Origin of the sequence: Salinispora fenicalii, assembly GCF_000514815.1 — a bacterium.
Lineage (GTDB): Bacteria > Actinomycetota > Actinomycetes > Mycobacteriales > Micromonosporaceae > Micromonospora > Micromonospora fenicalii.
The window spans coordinates 63,400-77,511 of sequence record NZ_AZWQ01000016.1 but is presented as its reverse complement, the minus strand read 5'-3'; the positions used below and the strand labels follow the sequence as shown (position 1 = coordinate 77,511).

At 71.8% G+C, this 14,112-nt stretch carries 11 protein-coding genes; 5 read left to right on the top strand and 6 right to left on the bottom strand.

The annotated features are described in order from the left end of the window. Positions 1-103: 103 nt before the first annotated feature. On the top strand, positions 104-598 hold the full coding sequence (locus tag B116_RS0106100; protein WP_223874523.1) for a VOC family protein: 495 nt from the start codon (positions 104-106) through the stop codon (positions 596-598). A gap of 48 nt (positions 599-646) precedes the next feature. Continuing rightward, the gene (locus B116_RS0106095; RefSeq protein ID WP_018719835.1) at positions 647-2,155 is read left to right on the top strand and encodes an NAD(P)/FAD-dependent oxidoreductase; all 1,509 of its coding nucleotides are present in this window, start codon (positions 647-649) and stop codon (positions 2,153-2,155) included. Positions 2,156-2,179: 24 nt separating this feature from the next. Here the strand turns inward: B116_RS0106095 and B116_RS0106090 are convergent, their stop codons facing one another. Both B116_RS0106090 and B116_RS0106085 read right to left on the bottom strand, forming a co-directional pair. Further along, entirely contained in the window at positions 2,180-3,187 is a 1,008-nt protein-coding gene (locus B116_RS0106090; RefSeq protein ID WP_027659493.1) for an MBL fold metallo-hydrolase, read from the bottom strand. Between the two features lie 70 nt (positions 3,188-3,257). Further along, a complete protein-coding gene (locus B116_RS0106085; RefSeq protein ID WP_027659492.1) occupies positions 3,258-4,085 on the bottom strand; it encodes a methyltransferase domain-containing protein in 828 nt (275 codons plus the stop codon). Between the two features lie 167 nt (positions 4,086-4,252). Here B116_RS0106085 and B116_RS0106080 point away from each other — a divergent pair, with 167 nt between their 5' ends. Further along, positions 4,253-5,254: an acyl-CoA dehydrogenase family protein gene (locus B116_RS0106080; RefSeq protein ID WP_027659491.1), complete on the top strand. Its 1,002-nt coding sequence runs from the start codon at positions 4,253-4,255 to the stop codon at positions 5,252-5,254. A 69-nt stretch (positions 5,255-5,323) separates the two neighbouring features. Here B116_RS0106080 and B116_RS0106075 read toward each other — a convergent pair whose 3' ends face one another. Genes B116_RS0106075 through B116_RS0106060 form a run of 4 tightly spaced genes read right to left on the bottom strand, consistent with a single transcriptional unit; the run spans position 5,324 to position 12,581 of the window. Continuing rightward, positions 5,324-9,277: a non-ribosomal peptide synthetase gene (locus B116_RS0106075; RefSeq protein ID WP_027659490.1), complete on the bottom strand. Its 3,954-nt coding sequence runs from the start codon at positions 9,275-9,277 to the stop codon at positions 5,324-5,326. A gap of 53 nt (positions 9,278-9,330) precedes the next feature. Continuing rightward, positions 9,331-9,561 (bottom strand): acyl carrier protein, encoded by a 231-nt coding sequence (locus tag B116_RS0106070; protein ID WP_018719840.1) that lies wholly within the window; start codon positions 9,559-9,561, stop codon positions 9,331-9,333. A gap of 30 nt (positions 9,562-9,591) precedes the next feature. Then, positions 9,592-10,986 carry an NAD(P)/FAD-dependent oxidoreductase gene (locus B116_RS0106065; RefSeq protein WP_027659489.1) on the bottom strand — a complete coding sequence of 465 codons (1,395 nt, stop codon included), beginning with the start codon at positions 10,984-10,986 and terminating at the stop codon, positions 9,592-9,594. Continuing rightward, positions 10,983-12,581, bottom strand: coding sequence for a (2,3-dihydroxybenzoyl)adenylate synthase (locus tag B116_RS0106060; protein ID WP_027659488.1), 1,599 nt, complete (start codon positions 12,579-12,581; stop codon positions 10,983-10,985). Before B116_RS0106060 ends, B116_RS0106065 begins: the two co-directional genes overlap by 4 nt. Before the next feature lie 178 nt (positions 12,582-12,759). On the opposite strand from B116_RS0106060, the gene B116_RS0106055 reads away from it, so the two are divergent. Next, positions 12,760-12,954 (top strand): ferredoxin, encoded by a 195-nt coding sequence (locus B116_RS0106055; RefSeq protein ID WP_026321290.1) that lies wholly within the window; start codon positions 12,760-12,762, stop codon positions 12,952-12,954. A gap of 4 nt (positions 12,955-12,958) precedes the next feature. After that, positions 12,959-14,110, top strand: a complete 1,152-nt coding sequence (locus B116_RS0106050) for a steroid 3-ketoacyl-CoA thiolase (protein WP_027659487.1) — start codon at positions 12,959-12,961, stop codon at positions 14,108-14,110. Positions 14,111-14,112 lie beyond the last annotated feature (2 nt).

The following is a 14,112-nucleotide window of genomic DNA, read 5'->3' as shown; positions in this document are numbered from 1 at the left end:
ACATCCGTTCCGGCCGGTACCGGCGGCCACGCTGCCAGGTGAGGACACGCTACCGGTCCTAATGACAACACGCTACACCCAAGATACGACTCAAGCGCCTATGATGCTTCCTGTGCCCAAACTCAACGGCAGCACCCACGTCAATCTGACCGTGCGCGATCTGGACCGCAGCACCGAGTGGTACTGCCGGGTCATGGACTTCACCGTCGTTCGAGACGCCACGCCAGCCGAGTCCGGGTTCACCTTCCGGACGCTGGTGCACCGGCAGTCGCTGGCCGCCATCGTCCTCGGACAGGCCGCCGAGGCTGATCCGGAGCCCTTCGATGAGCGCCGGGTTGGCCTGCACCACCTCGGCTACCACGTGCCCGAGCGGATCGATCTCGACCGGTGGGCAGCGCACCTTGATGCCGTCGGGGCCGCCCACTCCGGTGTCCGCGAGCTGTTCCTGGAGGCCGGCTACGGCATCTGGTTGCGCGATCCGGACAACATCTGGCTGGAGTTCTACTGGCTGAACGCGGACTACTTCATGGACCGTCTGCGCCAGCGGCGCCGGGCCGAGCGGGCCGCCGCCGACCGGGCGAAACCGGTGCGCGGATAGTGTTGACTGTAGGGTTTCGATAGATACGACATACCGTACTGGTGGTGGATGCGGTTCGCCGCCGCGGACCGTGGCGCGGTCCGCCGACCGCCGTACCAGGCGGACGCCGGCCCCGACGACCTGGAGACTGACGTGGAAGAGATCCAGAACAGCGTCTACTGGTACGACACCGAGCCGGTCGAGGTGGGTGAGCCCCTCGACGGCGACGCGAGCTGTGACATCTGCATCGTCGGCGGAGGCTACACCGGCCTCTGGGCGGCGCACTTCCTCGCCGAGGCCGAACCCTCAGCACGTATCCGGGTGCTGGAGAGCCACACGGTGGGCAGCGGCGCGTCCACCGCCAACGGCGGCTTCGTCGGGCTCACCGCTGGCAAGGTGCTGCGGCGGCTGCTGTGGTACTACGGCCGCGAAAAGGCCGCCGGGGTCTACCGCACCGGTGCCCGTTCGATTATCGACATCGGCCGGTTCTGCCGGCGGTACGACATCGACGCCGACTTCGCGATGAACGGCATGCTCCAGGTGGTGACCGACCGCAAGCAGCTGGCCCGGCTCGAACTCCAGGTCAAGCGCAGCGAACGCACCGGCCTGCGCGGCTCGTTCACGCTGATGGGCCGTGCCGAGGCGCAGGAGCGGATCGGCTCCCCGCAGGTGCTCGGCGCGCTGCGCACCACCGGTGCCCTGGTCAACCCGCACCGCCTGGTGCAGGGACTGGCGCGGGTGGTGCGGGGCCAGGGCGTCGAGATCCACGAGCACACCCCGGCCGTCGACGTACGCCGGGTGGGCAACGGATACCGGGTGAGCACCCCGACCGGAACCGTCACCGCGAACGAGGTGGTGCTGGCCACCAATGCCTGGCAGCACAGCTTCGGCCAGACGCACACCAAGGTGATGCCGGTGTGGAACTACCTGATGGTGACCGAGCCGCTGACCGATGCTCAGCTGGAGCGGGTGAACTGGCCGGGTCGGGAGGGCGTCAGCAACTCGCTGTCCTTCGCCCACGCGGCCCGGCTGACCGCCGACAACCGCGTGGTCTGGTCTGGTGGGCGGTGGTACTACTTCGCCGGCCGGGACACCGGGCGGGGACACATTCGCAATGCTGCCGCCTTCCGTGACCTGCGGGAGTCCTTCGCCCGGTTCTTTCCGGCCTGGGATGATGTTCGGTTCAGCCATGCTTTCGGCGGGCCGATCGGTTGGAGCCGTACCTTCATCCCCCAGTTCGGCCGTGTGGCCGACGGTGTGGTCTACGGGCACGGATACACCGGCAACGGGCTCGCCCCGAGCCACACCGGCGGCAAGATCCTGCGCGACCTGGTGCTGCGTCGCGAGACCGAGTACACCGAGCTGGCCTTCGTCACGGTCAACCAGCCGAAGTTCGCCAAGGGGGCGATCGGCGACACGGGTGCGCACCTGTTCGTCTGGCGTCAGGAGACCGGTGACCGGCTGCCGCTGATGCTGCCGCACCAGGCGGCGCTGGCACCGCGGGCGTTCTTCGCGGGCCGGGCGGCGCGCAAGGCGCGGGCGGCGCGCAAGGCGCGGACACCGGTCGCTGACAGGTAGGGCCATCAACCGGGCGTGGGTGGGTCACTGCGGTGTGGCTGCGGCGGCCAGCACCCGACTCTCGCCGATCGCGAGGTCCCACAACGTGGCGGTGGGGCGGCCTGCGTCGGCCCAGGCCTCACGGGCCAGCTCAACCGGGGCCAGCACCGGCTCGGCGGAGAGGGCGAAGGTGCCCCAGTGGATGGTCACCATCCACTGGGCGCCCAGGTCGCCGCAGGCCCGCACCGCTTCGGCCGGGTTCATGTGTAAGGGCTTCATGAACCATCGGGGATGAAACGCGCCGACCGGCAGCAGCGCGATGTCGATGCCCGGGAACCGTGTCCCGATCTCGGCGAACACCGACCCGTAGGCGGAGTCCCCGGCGAAGAACACCCGGCGGGTGGCCTCGCCGGACGCGGTCATCAGCCAGCCGCCCCACAGGCTCTGGCAGGTGTCGAAGATTCCCCGCCGGCTCCAGTGGTGCGCCGGAGTGAAGTCGAAACGTAGGCCGCCCACGGTCGCCGACTCCCACCAGTCCAACTCGGTCACGGCCCGGAACCGCCGGGCCTGGAACCACCAGCCGAGCCCGGCCGGTACGAGTACCGGTGTGTCCCGAGGTAGCCGGCGGATGGTCGGTTCGTCCAGATGGTCGAAGTGGTTGTGGCTGATCACCACCGCGTCGATGCGCGGCAGGGCGGCCCACGGCAGCCCCGGTGGGGTGAACCGGCGGGGGGTGCCGGGGATCCGGTCCGACCACACCGGGTCGGTGAGTACCGTCCGGCCGCCGAGCTGCACCAGACAGGTGGCGTGGCCGATCCAGGTAACCGCGGTCTCCGTCGATGCCACCGCCGGTACGTCGGCGTCGTCGCGTACCGGCACCCGCGCGGTCCCGCCGCTGGGCCGGTTGCCCCGCTCACGCATCAGCCGCAGCACCGCGGCGGGTCTGGGAACCGGATGGGTGAGCCGGTCGGCGAAGGTCTGGGGCCAGGTTCGCCCGGCCGGCGCTCCGGACAGTCGGGCGACGGCGCGATGAATGGCGCGGGGTCGGTACACGCTTCCTCCTCGAGTCGGAGCAGGCCGGCGACCGTCCCGCACGACGAGTCGCCGGGTTGGCCGGGGACGGCTACCCGGGCCGACGCGCGGTGAGCACCAGATAGCCCAGGCATCCCTCGGCGACCGCCTGCAGGTCCAGTACCGCGTTGCTGACCTGGCGCAGCACCCGCGGCCCGTACGTTCCGGCCAGCCGCTCGCGTTCGCGCTCCACGGCGTCCCGGGTGATCTGGAACGACCGGCGGATGTACGGGGTGGCGTCGAGGGTCTCCTCGAGGGCGAAACCAGCGGCACGCACCTGGTCGAGGTACTCGGCGGCGGCCGGTGGGGTGGACATCGGCATCGCTGACCAGATGCGTGCGTGCTCGGCTGACATCGGCCGGGTGAGGGTCAGCTCGGCCAGCACCAGCCGGCCCCCCGGTCTGACTACCCGATGGGCAGCGGCGAGGGCGGCGGCCTTGTCGGGCACGTGCACCAGCACCTCCAGCGCCAGCGCCGCGTCGAAATAGGCGTCGGGGAAGGGCAGGGCGGTGGCGTCCGCCCGGGCGAACCGGGTCCGCTCGTGAGTCCCCTCCTTGGCCGCCAGCTCCGTCGCGCGCGTGACCTGCGCCCCGCTCACCGTGACCCCGGTGACGGTGGCGCCGGTGACCTGGGCGATCCGGCGTGCCGGGCCACCGGTGCCGCAGCCGATGTCGAGAACGCGGTGACCGGCGTGCACCGCCAGCCGGCGGGCGAGTTCGTCGTTGAGTCGTTCCTGCGCCTGCGGCATCGGGGTTTCGTCGTGCTCGTCGGGCCAGAACCCGTAGTGCAGGTTGTCGCCGTAGACGGCCTCCAGGAAGGTGCCCATCAGGTCGTAGAACGTGCCGACCGCCTGTGCTCTCGCCGCCGGGTCCTCGCTCACCGTTCGGGCTCCTCGCTGCCGTGGTCTGTCTACCCACAGCCTAACGGCAACACAACAAACACAACACCGTTTAGTGGTGGCGTATCTAGGTTGTCGGTGAACTGTTCGTTAGGGTGTCAGTCAAACCCCACACCGACCTCCACGACAGAACGGACGGTGTACCGACCATGAGCAACTCTGCCAAGGTGCTGGATCGAGCGGATCGTATCGCCGAGGAGGTGCTGTTTCCGGCGGCGGAGATGGTCGACGCCGCCGACACGGTCCCGACCGCCCACCTCGACCTGCTCGCCGAGGAGGGCTTCTATGGGCTTGCCGGACCGCCTGCCTTCAGTGTCGTGTCCGCTGAGGACACCGCCACCGCCGCCCGGGCCCTCGAACTCGTCGCCAGTGGCTGCCTCACCACCGCCTTCGTCTGGGCCCAGCACCACAGCGCGGTGATGGCGGCGAACCGAAGCCAACGGCCCGGTATCACGCAGAAGTGGCTGGAGCCGCTGTGCCGGGGCGTGCGCCGGGCCGGCCTCGCCATCGCCGCTACCCGGCCCGGTCCGGCGGCGGTCCGCGCCGAGGCGGTCGACGGGGGGTACGTGCTGCACGGTGTCGCTCCCTGGGTGACCGGCTGGGGCCTGGTCGACGTCCTGCTGACCGCTGCCCGGGACGCGTCGGACACGCTGGTCTGGACCCTGATCGACGCCGCCGAAAGCGACACCCTGACGGCTACCCCGATCGACATGGTGGCAGTGGCCGCGAGCCGGACGGTGCAGGTCACCTTCACCGGGCACTTCGTCCCCGAAGAACGGGTCACCGGTACCGTTCCGCACGAGGTCTACCTGCGAAACGACGCGGCGACGCTGCGCTTCAACGGATCGCTGCCGCTGGGCGTGGCGACCCGCTGCGCCCGGCTGATGGGTACCAGCCGGCTTGACGCGGCCGTCGATGCGGTGCGGGCGACCCTCGACAACGCCGGGCCCGAGCAGCTGCCCTCCGCCCGCGCTGCGGCGTCGGCGCTCGCGCTGCGGGCTGCCGGACTCTGCGCCACCACCACGGGTAGCGCGGCCGTACTGTGGAACCAGCCCGCCGAGCGGCTCATGCGGGAGGCGCTGTTCCTGCTGGTCTTCGGTAGCCGGCCAGCCATCCGCGCGGACCTGCTCGACCGGCTGCACGCGTCCTGACCCGGCACCATCGCGCCCGCGGCGTGGCCGCCCCGCCGCGCGACGGGCCGCGGCCGGAGCGGCCGTTGGTCAGTGACCCGTCAGCGCCCCGGCGACGGCGGCGGCGACCGCCCCCACCCCGGCGGGATCGGTCACCGCGAAGTGGTCTCCCGGAACGCCGCGACGGCTGGCCCACCGGCGCTCGGGCAGGCGGTCCCGCAGGGGCACCAGGTAGCCCCCGGCAGCGCCGCCCAACCCGCCGTCGGCTTCCAGTAGGTGCAGGGTGAGTCCCGGGACGTCCGGCACGTCGTAGCGCACCAGGGCCCGGGTGTGCGCGGCGAAGACGCCAAACAGCCGTACGGCCGTGTCGAGGTCGAGCGAGGCCAACTCCGCCCGCGGGGCCACCGTCGTGCGCCAGACCTGGCGCAGTGCCTCCTCGGCGCTCACCCGCGGATCCACCGACACGTCCCGGGTGACCTCCCCATGGGTGACGTCGGTGAGGAACGCCCGGACCAACTCGCCGGCCGTGGGTTCGCCGCCCGCGGCCGGCCCCACCCACGGATCGATGAGGACTGCCACGCAGTTCCGACCCTCCTCGGTGAGCAGCCGTCCCATCTCGTACGCGAGTACGGCACCGAGGGACCAGCCGACCAACCGCACGGGGCCCGCTGCCGACAGCACCGGTAGCAGGTCCGCGAGGTGCTGCCGGGCCAGCCCGGTCAGGGTCGGCGGTGCCAGGGAGCCGCTGACCAGTGCCGGCGCGGCGACACCGAGCAGGGACCAGTCGGCGCGCAACAGATCCACCAACCCCCGGTAGCAGAGCAGGTCACCGCCGACCGGATGAATCAGCACCACCGGCGGACCGTCGCCCGGCGCGAGTTCCTGCACGACGCCCGAAGCCGGGCGTCCGGCGTCGAGCAGCCGGCCGAGCTCGGCCACCGTGCTGTGCTGGTACAGGGCGGCTAACGGCAGCCGGGAACCGAACTCCCGTTCCACCCGGTTCATCAGCTGCGCGGCCTGCAAGGAACTACCGCCCAGGGCGAAGAATCCATCGTCCACGCCGATGCTGGGCTGGTCGAGCAGGCTGGACCAGAGGGCGACCAGCTGGTGCTCGGTGGGCGTGCGGGCGGCCTGGAACGCCCCGGCGGCCGGGGCGAGACCCGCGGCGGCGGCGGTCAGCGCGGCCCGGTTGACCTTGCCGTTGGCGGTCAGCGGAAGCGTCTCGCGGATCTCGATGGCCGGCGGAACCAGGTAGCCGGGCAGTGTCGCCCCGAGCCCGTCGCGCAGCGTGTCAGCAAAGCCGGGGACGGCCCCGGGGCAGACGACGAAGGCCACCAGCGCCGCGCCGCGTTCGTCCCGGCGGGCGACCACCACCGCGTCGTCGACCCCGGGCTGGTCGACCAGGGCGGCCTCGATCTCACCCAGTTCCACCCGGAAGCCGTTGATCTTCACCTGCGGGTCGTCCCGGCCGAGGAACTCGATCACCCCGTCCGGCCAGTACCGACCGAGGTCACCAGTGCGGTAGAGCCGAACGCCGGTGACCGGATGGTTGACGAACGACGCGGCAGTCAACTCCGGGGCGTCCAGATAGCCGTCGGCCAAGCCCTGACCGGCGATGTACAGCTCGCCGGGAACCCAGTCGGGGCGGTCGGCCAGCCGCCGATCCAGAACGTGGAAGCACTGGTTCCGCATTGGCCAGCCGTACGGCACACTGGCCCAGTCCCTCGGCGGCCGGGTCGGCACGTCGTACCAGTTGGACCAGATCGACGCCTCGGTGGCACCACCCAACGCGACGCATCGCGCGGCGGGGGCGATCTCGGCGAGATCCCGGCCCAACGGTAGCGGCACCCAGTCCCCGCTGACCATCGCCAGCCGCAGGTCTGTAGGCCGTGCGCGGCCCGGCACCGACCGGACGAAGTCGACGAACATCGCCAGATAGGCGGGCACGGAGTTCCACACGGTCACCTTCGCCCGGCTGACCAACTCGTGTAGGTGGACGACCTCCCGGGCCTGGTCGGCGTCCGGCACGACCACCGCCCCGCCGACGGCGAGTAGACCGAACACGTCGTAGACCGACAGGTCGAAGGTGAACTCGGAGACCGCCAGGACCCGGTCGGCGGCGGTGACACCAAACCGGTCGTTGACGTCCACGATGGTGTTGGCGGCACCCTGGTGCCGGATCATCACGCCCTTGGGCCGGCCGGTGGTGCCGGAGGTGAAGATGACGTACGCCAACGCCTCCGGGTCGTCCACCGCCTCGGCGTCCGGTAGATCGCCGGCCGGCAGTTCGTCCAGGCGCAGCCGGGTGGCGTGGTCGGGAGCGCCGGCCAGGCCGTCGTCGGCGGCCGACAGCACCGCGCGGACCGTCGCCCCGGTCAGGATCTGTGCGCGTCTCCGCGGCGGCCAACCAGGAGAGACCGGCACGTACGCCGCGCCGGCCATCAGCACGCCGAGCTGGGCGGCGATCTGGTCGACGCCCCGCTCCGCGACCACCGCCACCAGGTCGCCCCGGCCGTGCCCGGCAGCGCGCAGCGCGGCGGCGACGGTGCCGGCGTGGGCCCGCAGCTGACCGTACGTGGTGTGACCGCTTCCGGTGATGACGGCGATGGCATCCGGCTCACGCCGCGCCTGGGCCAGGAACATCCCGTGCAGGGTGTGCGGGGCGACCTCGGCGGCGGTGTCGTTGACCCGAGCCCGTACGGCGAGCTGTCCGTCCGGGGTCAGCCCGGCACCACGAGTCTCGCCCCACGCGGAGTCATCGGTGGCCAACGCGACCAGCAGTCGTTGGTACGCGGCGAACATGTCGTCGACCAGCCCCGGCGGGTAGAGACCGTCGGCGGTGTCCCAGCTGAACACCAGCTCACCGGCCCGCATGTAGACCTGGTGGTCGAAGGCGACCTGTGGGGTCCGTACCAGGGACTCCAGCCGCCGCCAGCCGAGCAGTTCCAGAAAGACCGGGTCGGTATCCGAGCCGATGCCGAGCATGCTGGTGAACACCACCGGCATCCGCGCGCCGTTGACCGTGCCGGAGCGCCGGTTCAGCTCGCGGATCACCGCCACTCCGCCGAACGCGCCGTGGGTGAAGTCCCGCGCCATCCGGCCGCGCAGCGTCGTCGCGTCCGCCGTGAAGTCCGCCTGGTCGGAGGCGGGAGAGCACTCCAGCAACAGAGTGCTGGCGAAGCTGCCGATCAGGTGGGACACATCCGGGTGCAGCTCCTGCCGCTCGCCGTACATCACGTTGATGGTGAAGCGCTCGTGTCGGCTCCAGTGCCGCAGCACCCGGGCGAAGGCGGCGGCCACCGCCATCGTCGGGGTCAGCCGGCGTCGCCGCAGCGCCGTGTTCAACGCCGCGGTCCGCTCGGTCGTCAGGGCGAAGGTGCGCCGCACCAGCGGGCCGTCGTGCCGCCCGCCGCGGCGCAGCGGCAGCTCGGGAGCGTCGGGCAGGTCGTCGATCCGGTCCAGCCAGTAACTCCGGGCCCGCGCGTACTCCGGGCTGTCGTGGCGCTCCTCGAGCTGCCGGCGGTACTCGGCGTAGGTGAATTCCAGCGGCGGCAGCGTACCGCCGGCCAGCAGGGTCCGCAGCTCCTGGGCGAAGACCTCGCCCGACTGGCCGTCGAAGACCATCAGCCGGCCGGCCATCTGCACCCGGAACTCGCCGTCGAGCTCCCACACCACCATCGTGAAGGCGGCCGGGCCGGACAGCGGCGGGCCGGCGGACCACAGCTGGTGCCGGCTCTCGGCCAGCAGCTGCGCGCACCGCTGCGGCGCCTCGCCGCGCAGCGGGCGCACCGTCACCGGCGACGGCGGGTCGTCCAGGATTCGTACCCGGCCGGCGTCGTCCACCGCGCACCGCAGCATCGGGTGCCGGCGGACCAGGGTCCGCACCGCGGCCGTGAACGTGTCCGTGTCGAACGGTGGGCAGGCGTACTCCTCGTAGAACAGCGCCGGACCACCGAGCTGGAAGTCGCCCAGCTCGCCGATCAGGTACGCCTGTTGCAGATCGCTGAGGCCGAAGCTGTCGCGAACGGCGGTGAGCTGGTCCATCGTGCTCCTCGGACGGACGGGTGTGGGTCACCGGGCGGGGCCGCCGCGCGGCCTCAGCCGACGGCGAGCTGGTCCCGCACCGCGGCGAGCAACTCCGCGGGTGTGGGGCGGTCGAAGACCTCGAACAGCGGCAGCGAGACACCGAACTCCTCCGCGACGTGGTGCACGAGGGCAGCGGCGGCCATCGAGTCGCCGTCGAGGTCGATGAAGAAGTCAGCGTCGTCGGTGACCGCCTGCTGGAAGATGTACTCCCAGACCTTGCGCATCCGCTGCCGGTCGTCCACGCCAGCCTCCTGGTCGCTGTCGGGGTGGGATCACACGATGGCGCGTAGGGCCAGTCGGGCCAGCGGAGCGGCCCGGTCGGTGCGATGCTCGTAGCGGTCAGCTCCGGTCGCCGCGGCGCTGACGCCCCGCACCCCGAGGTACCGCAGCGGTTCCGGCTCCCACCGGCGTGCGGTGTTGTCCACCCAGCACAGCCGGGTCTCCGGTCGGTTGATTCCGGCGACCAGCGCGGCGAGGGAGCGGGCGGCGAGGTTGCTCAGGGCGATGCCCTCGCCACCGTAACCGCCGGCGTGGCCCAGCCCGGTGCCCCGGTCGAAGACCACCTCCGGCTCCGTGTGCCGGTGCAGACCGTAGACGCCGCTCCAGTGGTGCGACACCGGTACGTCGGCTATCTCCGGGAGCAGCTCGGCCAGGGTACGGCGGAGCCGGTCGTGGGCCTTCCGGCGGCCGGCGTCACCGCGGGTGATGCCGGACCCGAACCGGTAGTAGGCTCCTCGGCCACCGAGCACCAGCCGGTCGTCCTGGGTGCGTTGCAGATAGCCGAACTGGTAACGGGCCTCCGCGACGGTCCGGTAGTCGGTCCAGCCCAGCTGCCGCCAGGTCGCGGCGTCCAGCGGTTCGGTCGCCAGCACGTACGAGTGCAGCGGCAGGACCCGACGTTCGTGCCCGGCCAGCCGCCCGGTGTAGCCCTCGGTGGCGCAGAGCACGGACCGGGCCCGGATGGTGCCGGAGTCGGTCGTGACCTGGCCGGGCCGGATCGCCAGCGCCCGGGTGTGTTCGGCGACCCGTACCCCCCGGCGCTCGACCGCCGCGAGCAACCCGCGTGCGATCCGGGCTGGCTGCACGGTGACGCAGTGCGGGGTGAAGGCGGTCGCCCGGACGCCGGCCAGCCCCGTCCGCTCGGTAGCCTCCGGTCCCTCCGTCAGGACTAGTCCGCCGATGCCCAGCTTCTGCCGCATCTCGTGCCAGCCCCGCAGCCGGTCGACCTGCGGGGCGCTGCGGGCCACGTACAGCGAGCCGTCGTGCCGCCAGTGCGCGTCGATCCCCTCGTCGGTGAGCACCCGGTGGATCTCGTCGAGGGAGCGCTGGCCGGCCCGGTACAGCCGCACCGCGGCCATCGGCCCGTGCCGGCGGACCAGGCTCGTCAGCAGCGCCGGCATCTCCGCGGTGCACCAGCCGCCGTTGCGGCCGGAGGCGCCGAAGCCGGCCCGACCGGCGTCGATCACGATCACGGACAGCTCGGGGCGGAAGGTGGTCAGGTAGTACGCGGTCCACAGACCGGTGTAGCCGGCGCCGACGACGGCGACGTCGGCGGTGGCGTCACCGGCTAGCGGTGGGCGGGGAAGGCGCTGCTCGACGGGGAGCTGGTCGAGCCAGAGCACCTGCTGCTCGTCGGTGGCCGGCGTGGTCAGCGGCGGGCGGGTCATGCCGCACCGGCGTGGTCGCGGGCCAACGCCCGACGGTCGATTTTGCCCACCGGCGTGTACGGCAGGGCCGCCGTCAGGTGCAACCGGTCCGGCAGTTTGAACTCGGCCAGCCCTCGGTCGCTCAGGAAGGCGCGCACCTCGGCGAGGCTGGGCGGGTCGTCCTGGGCGACGACCACGGCGCACGTCTTTTCTCCCAGGCGGGAGTCCGGCACCGGTACGACGGCCGCCGACCGGACCGCCGGATGGGCCAGCAGGTGCGCCTCGACCTCGTCGACGGAGACCTTCTCCCCGCCTCGGTTGATCACGTCCTTGATCCGGCCGACCACCACCAGCCGTCCCTCGGCGTCGAGGCGGACCAGGTCGCCGGTGCGGAGGAAGCCGTCGGGGGTGAACACCGTTCGGTTGTGTTCGGGCACCGCGTAGTAGCCGCGCAGCGTGCACGGGCCGCGGGCCAGTAGCTCGCCGACCTCGCCGGCAGCGACGTCCCGGTCGGTGTCGTCGACGACCCGCAGCTCGTCGGCGGGGCTGAGCGGGGTGCCCTGAGTGGTCGCGGTGACCTCGTCGTCGTCGTCCGGGCGGGTGAAGGAGAGGACACCCTCGGCCATGCCGAACCACTGGGTCAGGGTCGCGCCGGTGGTGGGGCGGACCTGACGGGCCACCTCGGGGCTGAGCGTGGCGCCGCCGACCTCGATGACCAGCTGGGACAGGTCGACGCCGAAGATCCCGGCGGTTTCCATCCAGACCGGCAGCAGCGCCGGCATCAGCGTGGTCAGGGTGACCGACTCGGTCGAGACGAGCGGGAACACCTCGTCCGGGGCCGGGCTGCCGGCGAGTACGGCGCGCCCGCCCGCGCGCAGCGCCCCCAGCACCCCGGGGCAGCCCAGCGCCGCGTTGTGCGCCACCGGCAGGGCAGCCAGGTAGGCGCTGTTCTCGTCGAACCTCATCGCTTCGGCAGTGGCCCGTAGCTGGAAGGCGTAGTCGTCGTGGGTCCGTGGGATCAACTTGGGTAGGCCGGTGGTGCCGCCGGAGAGCAGGAAGAACGCCACCGTGGACGGGTCGGGGGTGGGCAGGTCCAGCGGGCCGGCGGCAACGTCGGCCAGCGGGGTCAGCTCCTGTGCCTCGCCGGCGACGAGGACGTGTGCGACGCTCGGCACCGCCGCCCGCACGGCGCGGGCCAACTTCCGGTGGTCGGTGCCCGCCAGCAGGTCCGGCACCACCAGGGCGACGGCACCGGAGTACTCCGCGAGGTAGACCAGCTCGGAGCGGCGGTGGGCGGGTAGCGCGAGCACCGGCAGGGCACCGATCCGGAAAAGCGCCACACACGTCACGACGAAATCCGGCGTGTTCGGCAGCTGGACGACGACCCGGTCGTCGGCCCGGATACCCAGTCCGACCAGTCCGGCCGCCAGCCGGTCGGCGCGCCGGTCGAGTTCGGCGTAGCTGTGCCGACCGGCGCGGGTGACCACGGCGATCCGGTCAGGGTCGTGGGCCGCCACGGGGCGGAGCAGGTCTCCCAGTACCTCGCCGCGCCAGATGCCGTCGCGCCGGTAGCGCTGCGCGAACTCATCGGGCCAGGGGACGCATCCGGTCAGCATGGTCAGCCTCCAGAGTGCCAGGCGGGGGAGCGTCCGCCGGGGCGGACCTGGCCGACGCTATGCGACGTGTCTCGGTCGGCACAAGTGCTTGTTGCTTCTAGCGTCGGGAAATCCACATACTTCATCTATCGTGGTCGTGCCCCTAGGCCAACGCAACACAAGCGGTGGGAGACACATGATGCGGATAGTCGTGGACTATGACCGGTGCGACAGCCACGGGGTCTGCGCCGACCAGGCCCCCGAGGTGTTCGAGATCCGGGACGACGACCTGATGTACGTGCTGGTCGAGCGGCCCGCCGAGGAGCAACATCCGCTGGTGGAAATGGCGGTCCGGGGTTGTCCCAAGCTCGCCCTGTCGCTGCGGGAGAAGTGACCCCATGCCAGAGGCGGTCATCGTCGCCGCGGCGCGAACCCCGATCGGTCGACGCAACGGTTGGCTCAGCGGCCTCAAGGCGGTGGAGCTGCTGCGTACCGTGCAGCGCGAGGTGCTCGACCGAGCCGGGCTGCCGCCGTCCGAGGTGGATCAGATTATCGGCGGCTGCGTCACCCAGGTTGGTGAGCAGAGCCTGAACATCACCCGCAACGCCTGGTTGAGCACAGGCCTCGACCCCCAGGTGGCCTGCTCCACGGTCGACACCTCCTGCGGGTCGGCGCAACAGGCGAACCACCTGGTTGCCGCGTTGATCACTGCCGGAGTCATCGACGTGGGCATCGCCTGCGGGGTGGAGTCGATGTCCCGGGTGCCGGTAGGCACCAATCTCTACCAGGGGCCCGGCCACTACAAGACCGATGACTACCCGTGGGACGACCCACCCAGGGCGCAGTTCGGCGGGGCGGAGCGGATCGCCGCGAAGTACGGCGTGGACCGCGCCGCCGCCGACGCCTACGGCGTGCTGTCCCAGCGCCGTGCGGCACAGGCCTGGGCGCAGGGGCACTTCGATCGGGAGATCGTCGCGGTCCACGCCCCCGACGGCGAGGGCGGACTCCGGGCGGTGACCCGGGACCAGGGGCTGCGGGACACGACGCCGGAGGGCCTGGCCGGGCTGCGGCCGACGGTCGACGGCGGGGTGCACACCGCCGGTACGACGTCACAGGTCTCCGACGGCGCGGCGGCGATCCTGTGGATGTCGGCGGAGCGTGCCGCGGCGCTCGGGCTGCGCCCCCAGGCGCGGCTGCGGCACCAGGTGGTCACCGGGTCCGACCCGTACCTGTTGCTGGAGGGGCCGGTCGTGGCGACGCGCAAGATCCTCGACCGGTCCGGGCTGGACCTCGTTGACCTCGACGTCGTCGAGGTCAACGAGGCCTTCGCCGCCGTCGTGCTCGCCTGGACGGCGGCGAACGGCACCGACGCCGAGCGGGTCAACGTCAACGGCGGCGCGATCGCCCTCGGCCACCCGCTGGGCGCCTCCGGGACCCGGCTGCTGGTCAGTGCCCTGCACGAACTCGAACGCGCCGACCGGGAGCTGGCCTTGGTGACGATGTGCTGCGGCGGCGCGCTCGGCACCGCCTCGATCCTGCAACGGATGTGAGC